The sequence below is a fragment of the Aminobacter sp. P4_H6_2 genome, from assembly GCF_056400805.1.
The window spans coordinates 1-10,863 of sequence record NZ_JBFUKO010000125.1; the positions used below are offsets into that span (position 1 = coordinate 1).

At 62.6% G+C, this 10,863-nt stretch carries 11 protein-coding genes; 5 read left to right on the top strand and 6 right to left on the bottom strand.

Annotated elements, in window-relative coordinates:
- The coding region (locus AC1DUU_RS12000; protein WP_476783641.1) for a substrate-binding domain-containing protein at positions 1 to 322 on the bottom strand (322 nt) is incomplete at its 3' end.
- Between the two features lie 192 nt (positions 323 to 514).
- Between AC1DUU_RS12000 and AC1DUU_RS12005 the strand changes: the two genes are divergently transcribed.
- Genes AC1DUU_RS12005 through AC1DUU_RS12015 form a run of 3 tightly spaced genes read left to right on the top strand, consistent with a single transcriptional unit; the run spans position 515 to position 3,134 of the window.
- Entirely contained in the window at positions 515 to 1,765 is a 1,251-nt protein-coding gene (locus tag AC1DUU_RS12005; RefSeq protein ID WP_476783642.1) for an ROK family transcriptional regulator, read from the top strand.
- 2 nt (positions 1,766 to 1,767) lie between these two features.
- Complete coding sequence (locus AC1DUU_RS12010) at positions 1,768 to 2,214, top strand: RbsD/FucU family protein (protein ID WP_476783643.1); 447 nt, start codon at positions 1,768 to 1,770, stop codon at positions 2,212 to 2,214.
- Positions 2,211 to 3,134, top strand: a complete 924-nt coding sequence (locus tag AC1DUU_RS12015; RefSeq protein WP_476783644.1) for a carbohydrate kinase family protein — start codon at positions 2,211 to 2,213, stop codon at positions 3,132 to 3,134. The genes AC1DUU_RS12010 and AC1DUU_RS12015 overlap by 4 nt, the downstream gene beginning before the upstream one ends.
- Here AC1DUU_RS12015 and AC1DUU_RS12020 read toward each other — a convergent pair.
- Positions 3,131 to 3,367 carry a hypothetical protein gene (locus tag AC1DUU_RS12020; protein ID WP_476783645.1) on the bottom strand — a complete coding sequence of 79 codons (237 nt, stop codon included), beginning with the start codon at positions 3,365 to 3,367 and terminating at the stop codon, positions 3,131 to 3,133. The two genes, AC1DUU_RS12015 and AC1DUU_RS12020, sit on opposite strands and share 4 nt — an antisense overlap.
- Position 3,368: 1 nt before the next feature.
- Between AC1DUU_RS12020 and AC1DUU_RS12025 the strand changes: the two genes are divergently transcribed.
- Entirely contained in the window at positions 3,369 to 4,511 is a 1,143-nt protein-coding gene (locus AC1DUU_RS12025) for a DegT/DnrJ/EryC1/StrS family aminotransferase (RefSeq protein ID WP_476783646.1), read from the top strand.
- A gap of 15 nt (positions 4,512 to 4,526) precedes the next feature.
- Here the strand turns inward: AC1DUU_RS12025 and cysQ are convergent, their stop codons facing one another.
- From cysQ to cysD, 3 genes are read right to left on the bottom strand one after another with little or no spacing between them, the layout of a single operon-like run.
- Positions 4,527 to 5,381, bottom strand: a complete 855-nt coding sequence (cysQ, locus tag AC1DUU_RS12030) for a 3'(2'),5'-bisphosphate nucleotidase CysQ (RefSeq protein ID WP_476783647.1) — start codon at positions 5,379 to 5,381, stop codon at positions 4,527 to 4,529.
- The gene (cysN, locus tag AC1DUU_RS12035; protein ID WP_476783648.1) at positions 5,332 to 7,269 is read right to left on the bottom strand and encodes a sulfate adenylyltransferase subunit CysN; all 1,938 of its coding nucleotides are present in this window, start codon (positions 7,267 to 7,269) and stop codon (positions 5,332 to 5,334) included. The genes cysQ and cysN overlap by 50 nt, the downstream gene beginning before the upstream one ends.
- Before the next feature lie 2 nt (positions 7,270 to 7,271).
- Positions 7,272 to 8,177, bottom strand: coding sequence for a sulfate adenylyltransferase subunit CysD (gene cysD, locus AC1DUU_RS12040; protein WP_476783649.1), 906 nt, complete (start codon positions 8,175 to 8,177; stop codon positions 7,272 to 7,274).
- A 270-nt stretch (positions 8,178 to 8,447) separates the two neighbouring features.
- On the opposite strand from cysD, the gene AC1DUU_RS12045 reads away from it, so the two are divergent.
- The gene (locus tag AC1DUU_RS12045) at positions 8,448 to 9,899 is read left to right on the top strand and encodes a DUF2793 domain-containing protein (RefSeq protein WP_476783650.1); all 1,452 of its coding nucleotides are present in this window, start codon (positions 8,448 to 8,450) and stop codon (positions 9,897 to 9,899) included.
- Positions 9,900 to 9,911: 12 nt separating this feature from the next.
- Here the strand turns inward: AC1DUU_RS12045 and AC1DUU_RS12050 are convergent.
- Positions 9,912 to 10,863: NAD-dependent epimerase/dehydratase family protein (locus tag AC1DUU_RS12050; protein WP_476783651.1), on the bottom strand; the 952-nt coding region annotated here is incomplete at its 5' end.

The window sequence follows — 10,863 nt, forward strand, 5'->3', positions numbered from 1 at the left end:
CCTTCTTGATCGCCGGGACGATACCCTTTGTGTCGGATGCGGTGATCAGGATGCCCTTGGCGCCGTCAGCAATGCAGGTCTCGATCGCCGCGACCTGGCTTTCGCTGTCGCCGTCGATCTTGCCGGCGTAGCTCTTGAGGCTGACGCCGATCTCCTTTGCCTTGGCGGAAGCGCCTTCCTTCATCTTGACGAAGAAGGGATTGGTGTCGGTCTTCGTGATCAGGCATGCGCCAACATCGGCAGCCGAAGCGGGCGCTGCAAAACCGGCAAGTGCTGCAACCGCCGCACCAAAGACGGTCGTCTTCAGAACTGAAAACTTCATCGGGTACTCCTCCCAAAATCAAACCATGCGGTCCCCTCCACCGGGCACCGCCCCGGACACTCATGCACTCTTCCCAGTCGAGTATCCGGCATCAACGAAACACCAAACGCAACCATGAGTCAATAATTAAATCACTCTTATTTATTATTGACAGGATTGCAGTCGGCCCGCATTCTGTCCCAAAACGACAAGATGGAAATTACGGGGAGGAAGCCGGTGGAGGCCGGGAGTGTGAGGCACGGTTCGCCAGATGCTGCGGAGAGCCCGCAGCCGCGCGGCACCAACCAAAGTGGCATGCGCGATCACAACGAGCGGCTGGTGCTGTCGCTGGTGCGGCAAAGCGGTGCGCTGGCCAAATCCGACATCGCGCGGATGACTGGCCTGTCAGCCCAGACGGTCTCTGTCATCATGCGCGAGCTGGAGGTTGAAGGCCTCTTGCTCCGACAAGCGCCGGTGCGCGGCAAGATCGGCCAGCCATCCATCCCGATGGCGCTCAATCCCGATGGCGCCTATTTCATCGGCCTCAAGATCGGACGACGCAGCGCCGAGCTCGTGCTCATCGATTTCTTGGGCAAGACACGCGCGATGCTGCAGAACTCCTATCGCTACCCTACCCCGCGCGACACCATCGACTTCGTCAAAACGGGCATCGCCCAGATGCGCGCAACGCTGAAGCGCGAGCAGGACCAGCGCATCGCAGGCCTCGGCGTCGCCATGCCGTTCGAGCTGTGGAACTGGGTCGACACAGCGGGCGCACCGCGCGAGATCATRGACGAATGGCGCAACCGCGACATTCGCGCTGACCTGCAGGCGCTGTTCGGGTTCCCCGTCTATCTGCAGAACGATGCGACCTCGGCCTGTGGTGCAGAGCTGGTGTTCGGCGACATCGGCACGCTGCGCGACTTCGTCTATTTCTACATCGGCGCCTTTGCCGGCGGCGGCGTGGTGCTCAACGGCAGGCTCTATGGCGGCCCAACGGGGAACGCCGGCGCATTAGGCTCGATGCCCGTCCCCGGCCCCGGCGGCAGGCCGACACAACTTATCGACGTCGCGTCGATCGCGGTGCTCGAAAAGGCGCTGAACGCCAAAGGCATCGAAGCCGCCTATCTCTGGACCTCGCCGGAAGAATGGGGCGATCTCGGCCCGGAGCTGGATGCGTGGATCGCAACGGCATCGGATGCGCTCGCCTACGCCATCGTCGCGTCGGCATCGGTCATCGATTTCGAATGTGCCGTCATCGACGGCTGGATGCCTTCGACGATCCGTGCCCGCCTCGTCGAAGCGGTACAAGCCGCGATCGGCAATATCGACATCGAAGGTCTGCGCATGCCGAGCGTCCGCGAAGGCACTGTCGGCATCCACGCCCGCGCCCTGGGCGGCGCCAGCCTGCCGCTGTCCGAACGCTTCCTCATCGGCTCGTCCGCACCGTCACGAGGGGTCTAAGCGTGCTCATCGGTATTCCAGCCTTACTCGGTCCGGACCTGTTGTTCACCCTGCGCGCCATGGGGCACGGCGATGAGATCGCCATTGTCGACGGCAATTATCCCGCCCTTGAACACGGCAGGCGGGTTATCCGTGCCGACGGGCTCGACCTGATCCCGGTGCTCGACGCCGTGCTGCAGGTGCTGCCAGTGGACGACTTCGTTCCTCAGGCGATTTTCCGGTCGTCGGTCAAAGGCGATCCAGCCTTGTCCGACCCGGTGCACGAAGAGATCGAAGCAGTCTGCGCCGCGCGCGCGCCCGGCTTCGCGGTCGTGCCGCTGGCCGGCAATATGTTTTATGAACGGGTGAAAGCGGCGCACACGATCATTGCCACCAGCGAGCCGAGGCTCTACGGCAATGTCATCATCCGCAAGGGCGTCATTTATCCAAAGGGAACCGGCAAGCCATGATCCTGTGCTGCGGCGAGGCGCTCATCGACATGCTGCCAAGGCAAAGCCAGGCCGGCGAACCGGCCTTTGCGCCCTATGCCGGGGGTGCGATCTTCAACTCGGCAATTGCACTGGGGCGGCTTGCCGTGCCGGTCGAGTTCTTTTCCGGGCTCTCCTCCGATCTGTTTGGCCAGCAAATCCGCGAGGTCCTTGCGGCCAGCAATGCCGGCTCCCGCTATGCCGATGTCTCGGCGCGGCCGACAACGCTTGCCTTCGTGCGCCTCACCGACGGACACGCTACTTACACCTTCTACGACGAGAACACCGCCGGGCGCATGCTCACCGAAGCCGACCTGCCGGCTCTTGGCGATGACATCGACGCCATGCTGTTCGGCGCGATCAGCCTGATCCCCGAGCCGTGCGGCTCTACCTATGAAGCGCTGATGAAGCGTGAGCACGAAAGCCGCGTGATGATGTTCGACCCCAACATCCGGCCGGGTTTCATCCAGGACAAGCAGGCCCACCTCGAACGAATGTGGCGCATGCTTGCCATGGCCGACATCGTCAAGCTCTCCGACGAGGATCTGTCGTGGTTCGGCGAGACCGGCGACCATGACGAGATTGCAGCGCGCTGGCTCCGCAAGGGACCGAAGCTGGTCATCATCACCAAAGGCAGCAAAGGTGCTACCGCCTACTCCGACAAGCACACGGTTTCGGTGACGTCGGAAAAGGTCGCTGTGGTCGACACTGTCGGCGCCGGCGACACGTTCAATGCAGGCGTGCTTGCCGCGTTGCATGAACAGAATGTTTTGACCAAGGGCGCCATTGCCGAGCTGTCTAAAACAGCCATCGAAAAGGCGCTGTCGCTCGGTGCGCGTGCCGCTGCGGTCACAGTTTCGCGCGCGGGTGCAAACCCGCCATGGCGGCGTGAATTGGCCTAAATCAGGCGCTTTCGGGCGAAATGGCCGATCACTTTATGTTTCGCTTCGCCAAGCCGGCTCAGCAGCCTGCTCGCGAAATCCCATGTTTTCCGCCAATTTGAGCGCGAAATCGCGTCAACCGAAAGTAACAAGAACCGCAGGCGCGCCATGGATGCCGCAGGGCGCTCGTCTTTTTCGCTTTCGGCAACTCTGCTATCAGCGGCCCGAAGAAAACGATTGGGTTTTGGGGCCATAATGCAGTTCATCGATCTCGGCGCACAGCGCGAAAGAATCCGCGACCGTCTGAAGGCGGCAATTGACAAGGTCGTCGACGACGGCCGCTACATCCTCGGCCCGGAAGTCACCGAATTCGAAAACCAGCTGGCGAAGTATGTCGGCGTCAAGCATGTCGTGGCCTGCGCCAACGGCACCGACGCCCTGCTGCTGCCGCTGCTCGCCTCGGRCATCGGCCCGGGCGACGCGGTCTTCGTTCCGAGCTTCACCTTCGCTGCGACCGCCGAGGTGGTTGCGCTCGCCAAGGCCGAGCCGGTGTTCGTCGACATCGAGCCCGACACCTACAACATCGACATCAACAGCCTCGAAGCTGCCATCGCCATGATCAAGGCAGAAGGCCGTCTCAAGCCCAAGGCGATCATCCCCGTCGATCTGTTCGGCATCGCCGCCGACTATGCGGCGATCGATGCCATCGCCAAGCGCGAGAACCTTTTGGTCATCGAAGACGCCGCCCAGTCGATCGGCGGCTCGCAGGACGGCAAGATGTGCGGCGCGTACGGTCATGTCGCCGCCACCAGCTTCTATCCAGCCAAGCCGCTCGGCTGCTACGGCGACGGCGGTGCGATGTTCACCAACGACGACGCGTTCGCAGCCCGCCTTCGCTCCTTTGCCTTCCACGGCAAGGGCGAGACCCAGTACGACAACATCCATGTCGGCCTGAACTCGCGCCTCGACACGCTGCAGGCGGCGATCCTGATCGAGAAGCTCGCCATCCTCGAAGACGAGATGCAGGCACGCGCGGTCGTGGCCAAGCGTTATGCCGATGGCCTCGGCGACGTGGTGAAGGCCTCTCGCGCTCCCACCGGTGGTCGCTCGGCATGGGCCCAGTACGCCATCGAGACCGCAGATCGCGACGGCTTGAAGAAGCACCTGCAGGAGCAGGGCATTCCGTCGGTCATCTATTATGTGAAGCCGCTGCATGTGCAGGTGGCCTACAGCCACTACCCCCGCACCCCGGGTGGCCTGCCCGTATCGGACGCGGTGCCGGGCACCATCCTGTGCCTGCCGATGCATCCTTATCTCAGCGAAGCCGACCAGGACCGGATCATCACCACGATCCGCAACTATGTCGGCTCCAACTCGGCCAAGATCGCGGCCGAGTAAGCAGCGAACTTCTGATCAGAAGATGAAGGCCGGGTCGATGATCCGGCCGCTCGAGACAAAATGCGGGTTGGCGAAATCCGCATCGTCCGCCTGGTTGCGCTTGCCATAAACAAGCGGCTTGCCGTCCAGCGTGTGAGTGCTCCCGCCCGCGGCGCGCAGCACCGCATCGCCCGCCGCCGTATCCCATTCCATCGTCCTGCCGAAGCGCGGGTAAAGGTCCGCCTCGCCAGYCGCCACCAGGCAGAATTTCAGCGACGATCCGACCGAAACGATTTCGGCGGCCGAAACCTTCTTGATGAAGGCATCGGTCTCGGGCGTGCGGTGCGAACGGCTGGCAACGATGGTCAGCGGCTCGCGGCCCTCGCGCACATGAATGCGATGACGCTCAGAGACCGCCTTGCCGTCGCGTGCCTCGAAGGCTTCCGCGCGACCTGGGCGACCGGAAAAGAAGCGCCCCGTGCATGGCGCATAAACCACGCCGATCTCAGGCGCGCCGTCCCTGATCAGCGCGATATTGACCGTGAAATCGGTGTGGCGCCGGACGAATTCCTTGGTGCCGTCGAGCGGATCGACAAGGAAAAACGCGCGGCCAAGCTCAGGCGGAACCACGCCTTCGGCTGTCTCCTCCTCAGCAACGCAGGGTACGTCGGGATAGGCCGCACGCAGGCCTTCGAGTATCACGCGCTCGGCGGCACGATCGGCCTGAGTGACCGGTGAGGCATCTGCCTTGTCCGACACGACGATCCCCGAGTGGAAGACCTCCATGACCGTGCGCCCCGCGTCGAGCGCCAGGCGTTCGAGCAGTTCGAGGATCGCCTCGTCAGATGCCGCCGCCGTCGTCGTACTGATGCTCTGCAAAGTCTCGCTCATTCAGCCAGTTCTCGACCGTCTCGACCATCTCTTCGGGCGTCTTGCCCAGAGTCTGAAGATGAATCTCAGGTTTTTCCGGCATTTCATAGGGTGAATCGACGCCAGTGAAATTCTTGATCGCACCGGAGAGTGCACGCGCATAGAGCCCCTTGGGATCGCGCTTGGCACATTCCTCGAAGGGCGTGTCAACAAAGACCTCGACGAACTCGCCCTGCCCCATCATTTCGCGCGCCATTCGGCGCTCGGCACGGAAGGGCGAAATGAACGACACGATGACGATCAGGCCGGCGTCGGCCATCAGCTTGGCGACTTCGGCGACCCGACGGATATTTTCGACCCGGTCTTCGTCGGTGAAGCCGAGATCCCGGTTGAGGCCGTGGCGGACATTGTCGCCATCGAGCACGTAGGTATGGCGGCCGGCCGCGTGCAGCTTCTTTTCCAGAAGGTTGGCGACCGTCGACTTGCCGGAGCCTGACAGGCCGGTGAACCAGAGTACCGAAGGCCGCTGGTTCTTGAGGTCCGCACGCGCCTTGGACGTCACGTCGAGCGACTGCCAGTGGATGTTCTCCGAGCGGCGCAGCGCATGCACGATCATGCCGGCACCGACGGTGGCATTGCTGATGCGGTCGATCAGGATGAAAGCGCCGGTCGTGCGGTTGTCGGCAAAGCTGTCGAAGGCAACCGGCGACTGGGTCGAGATGTTGCAGACGCCGACCTCGTTCATCTCCAGCGACTTCGCCGCCTCATGGGCAAAATCATTGACGTTGATGCGGTATTTGAGATCGGTGACCGTGGCACTCGCCTGGTCGGTCTCGGTGCGCAGGATATAGGAGCGGCCGGGCAACAGCGCGGCCTCGTCGAACCACACGACGTTGGCTGCGAACTGGTCGGCGACATGCGGCCGCGCGTCGGGCGTCACCAGCACATTGCCGCGCGACACCTCGACCTCGTCATCCAGCACCAGCGTGATCGCCTGGCCGGCAACCGCCGTGCGCAGGTCGCCGCCATGGGCAACGATGCGCTTGACCCTCGAGGGTTTGCCCGACTTGGCGACGACGACCTCGTCGCCCTGCGAGATCGAGCCGGAAGCTATGGTTCCGGCAAAGCCGCGAAAATCGAGATTGGGCCGGTTCACATATTGCACCGGAAAGCGGAACGGACGTGCGACCGCCTCTTCCTCGACCACCACGGTTTCGAGATGCTCGATCAGCGTCGGGCCGGAATACCAGCCCATCTTGTCAGAGCGTCGCGTGACGTTGTCGCCAAAACGCGCCGACATCGGAATCGGCACGATCGACTTGAAGCCCAGGCTCTCGGCAAAGGCAGCATATTCGGCAGTGATGCGCTCGAACACCTTCTGGTCGAAGCCAACGAGATCGATCTTGTTGATCGCAACGACGATGTTCTTGATGCCGAGCAGCGAGGCGATGATCGAGTGGCGCCGCGTCTGGCGCAGCACGCCCTGGCGCGCATCGACAAGGACGATGGCCAGATCTGCCGTCGAGGCACCGGTCGCCATGTTGCGCGTGTATTGCTCGTGGCCCGGCGTATCGGCGACGATGAACTTGCGCTTGGGGGTGGCGAAGAAGCGGTAGGCGACATCGATGGTGATGCCCTGCTCGCGCTCGGCCTCCAGACCGTCGACAAGAAGCGCGAAATCGACATMCTCGCCTGTCGTGCCGTGCTTGCGCGAGTCGCGCTCGAGCGCTGCAAGCTGGTCCTCGAAAATCTGCTTGGTGTCGGACAACAGGCGACCGATCAGCGTCGACTTGCCGTCATCGACCGAGCCGCAGGTCAAGAAGCGCAAAAGCGATTTCTGCTCTTGCGCAGCGAGGTAGTCGCGGACGCTTTCGGCGGCCTCGATCGTGGTGGCCATGGCGTGGCGCATGCTCAGAAATACCCTTCGCGCTTCTTCTTTTCCATCGAACCGGATTCGTCTCGGTCGATGAGACGTCCCTGCCGCTCCGAAGTACGAGCGGTCAGCATCTCGCTGACGATGTCTTCGAGGGTCGCGGCATCGGATTCGATCGCGCCGGTCAGCGGGTAGCAGCCGAGCGTGCGGAAGCGCACCAGCTTGTTTTCCACCACCTCGCCGGGATGCAGCTTCATGCGGTCGTCGTCGCGCAGGATCAGCATGCCATCGCGCTCGACCACCGGCCGGTGCTTGGCGAAATACAGCGGCACGATGGGGATGTTTTCCTGCAGGATGTACTGCCAGATATCGAGTTCGGTCCAATTGGACAGCGGGAAGACGCGGATCGATTCACCCGGGGAAACGCGSGTATTGAAGATCTTCCACATCTCCGGGCGCTGGTTCTTCGGGTCCCAGGCGTGCTGAGCGTTGCGGAACGAGAAGATGCGCTCCTTGGCACGCGATTTCTCCTCGTCGCGCCGCGCGCCACCAAACGCCGCGTCGAAGCCATATTTGTCGAGCGCCTGGCGCAGGCCGACAGTCTTCATCACATGCGTATGAGTGTTCGAACCGTGATCGAATGGGTTGATGTTGTCGCGGACACCGTCCGGGTTGACGTGGACGAGCAGGTCGAAGCCGAGCTCGCGCGCCATGGCATCGCGGAACTCGATCATCTCGCGGAATTTCCACGTCGTGTCGACATGGAGGAACGGAAACGGCGGCTTGGCCGGATAGAACGCCTTCATCGCCAGATGCAGCAGGACCGAGGAATCCTTTCCCACGGAATAGAGCATCACAGGCTTGGTAAAAGTGGCCGCGACCTCACGAAAAATGTGGATCGCCTCCGCCTCGAGACGGTCCAGGTGAGTCAGTCTGGCAAGCATTGAGAGCCTTCGGAAATCGTTCCTGGTCGCGGCTTTGGCGCCGAAATGACCTGTTGGGCGCAGTGTCCCCACAAACGGGCGGCGTCTCAAGCAGCGCAAGACCAAATTTGGCGGCCGGCTAAGTCAGTTTTGCCCCCCGCGCCACGTCTTCGGGAATGCAATTCCACCGCGTCTCCAAAGAGGGTTCGAAGCGTGGATAGAGACGCCCGTTTTTCCACGCCCTTTCGGACGGCCGTATCATTGCACCAAAGCCAACCACAGGAGCCGGCCTTGGAACAAACGACCAATCTGAAAATGCCTTTCATCATGCCCTCGCAGGCACAGAAACACGTCACCCACAACGAGGCGCTGCTGGCGCTGGATGTTGTGGTGCAGCTTTGTGTGCTCGACCGGCATCTGGCCGCACCGCCAGCCCTGCCAGTCGAAGGTGACCGCTACATCGTTGCTACGGCAGCGACGGGCGCCTGGACCGGCAAGAGCGGCCAGATCGCGGCCTGGCAGGACGGTGCCTGGGCTTTCCATGTCCCTGTCAGGGGCTGGCTTGCCTGGGTGGCTGATGAACAACGCATCTTCGCCCATGACGGCACAGGCTGGCAGGATGCGGTGGCGCTCGGCATCAATCCGGCTGCCATGGTCGGTATCAACACCACTGCCGATACCACCAACCGGCTGTCGGTGAAGAGCCAGGCCGTGCTGTTCGACAATCTGGGCGCGGGACAGCAGGTCAAGATCAACAAGGCGGCAGCCGGCGACAATGCCTCACTGCTGTTTCAGACAGGCTATTCGGGTCGGGCCGAGTTCGGCCTCGCCGGCGACGACGACTGGCACGTCAAGGTCTCGCCCGATGGTTCCGCCTGGATGGAGGCGCTGAAAGTCCGCCGCACCGACGGGCGGGTGCTGTTGCAGCCAGGCCTGGCATTGACCGACCAGAACCAGGCAGTCGCCAAACACCATGTCCGCGAGATGCTCATCGCCAACCGGACATATCATGTCCGTACGGACGGGTCCGATGCCAACACCGGGCTCGCGAACACGGCAGGCGGCGCGTTCGTAACAGTCCAGAAGGCGCTCAACGTCGCAGCGGGCCTCGACTTTGCCGGCTTCACCGTTACCATCCAGATCGGCGACGGCACCTATACCGACGCGCTGACCATTCCGGTTACCGTGGGCCAGACGAGTGCTGCAGGTCTGATCATCGCCGGCAACAGCGGCGCGCCCGCCAACGTCATCGTCTCCACCACCTCGTCCAGCGCGATTAGCGCGCCAGCGGGCACGCGTTGTCTGATCAAGGATCTGGAGATCAGGACAACCACCAGCGGCCTTGGCCTGAATACCGATGGCGGCACGATCCAGTTCCAGAATGTCAGGTTCGGCGGCTGCGCCCAGGGCCACATCATGTGCCAGAACAACGGCGCGGCAACCGCCACAGGCAACTACGCGATTTCGGGCGCATCGCCCGTTCATTGGAACGTGCGCAGCGGTGGGGTGGTCAACACCGAGGCCCGCACGATTACGCTGACCGGCACGCCGGCCTTCGCCACCGCCTTCGCGTCTTGTCAGAACGGCCATGTCACGTGCGGCGGCACGACCTTCGCAGGTGCGGCCACTGGCGCCCGCTGCAACACCATCCTCAACGGCGTGATCAACACCGCCGGGGGCGGTGCTGCCTATCTGCCGGGCAATGCCGCAGGCAGTACCGCAACCGGAGGTCAGTATGCCTGACCGGTCGCTTCGTTACTGGACGCGGTAATACCTGCCGTACCAATCGACGAAGCGGACCAGCCCCTCCTCAATCGGCGTGTGTGGAAGCTCGCCGATCAATGCTTCGAGGTCGCTCACATCGGCCCAGGTGCTCAGCACGTCGCCCGGCTGCAACGGCATGAAATTCTTCACCGCCTCGCGGCCAGTCGCGCGTTCGAGAATGCGGATCATCTCCATCAGATGTTCCTTGCGGCGGTTGCCGATGTTCATCACCCTGTGCGGCGCCCAGCTGCCCGATGCACCGCCCGCAGCGATGTCATAGTCTGGATCGGCCTTGGGCGGCAGGTCGATCAGGCGCACGATCCCTTCGACGATGTCGTCGATGTAGGTGAAGTCGCGGTACATGTCGCCGCCATTGTAGATGTCGATGGTCTCACCGGCGAAGATGGCGCGGGTGAACTTGTAATAGGCCATGTCGGGCCGCCCGAAGGGGCCGTAGACGGTGAAGAACCGCAAGCCGGTCGCCGGTACCCCGAACAGATGGCTGTAGGTATGCGCCATCAACTCGTTGGCCTTCTTGGTTGCCGCATAAAGGCTGACCGGATGGTCGACGCCGTCGCGCGGCGAATAAGGCTGCTTCTTGTTGCCGCCATAGACCGAGCTCGACGAGGCATAGATCAGGTGCTTCGGTGGCCTCGCGCGGCAATTCTCGAGGATATTGAGGAAGCCGGTGATGTTGGCGTCGACGTAAGCCTGTGGGTGGTCGAGCGAATAACGCACGCCTGCCTGGGCGGCGAGATGGATGACGATCTCGGGGCGGCATCCGAAAGCCGATTTTACCGCCGCCGCATCGGCAAGATCGGCCTGGATGAAGCGGAAATCGCCATGTTCGGCAAGCATTTCAAGACGCGAGCGCTTGAGCGAGGTGTCGTAATAGTCGGTCACGCTGTCGAAACCGACGACATCATAGCCCTCGGCCAAGAGC

Excerpts from the sequence above, each read along its gene's own strand:
- AC1DUU_RS12020 (WP_476783645.1), bottom strand. The coding sequence starts at position 3,367 with ATGGCCCCAAAACCCAATCGTTTTCTTCGGGCCGCTGATAGCAGAGTT.
- AC1DUU_RS12015 (WP_476783644.1), top strand. The coding sequence starts at position 2,211 with ATGATCCTGTGCTGCGGCGAGGCGCTCATCGACATGCTGCCAAGGCAA.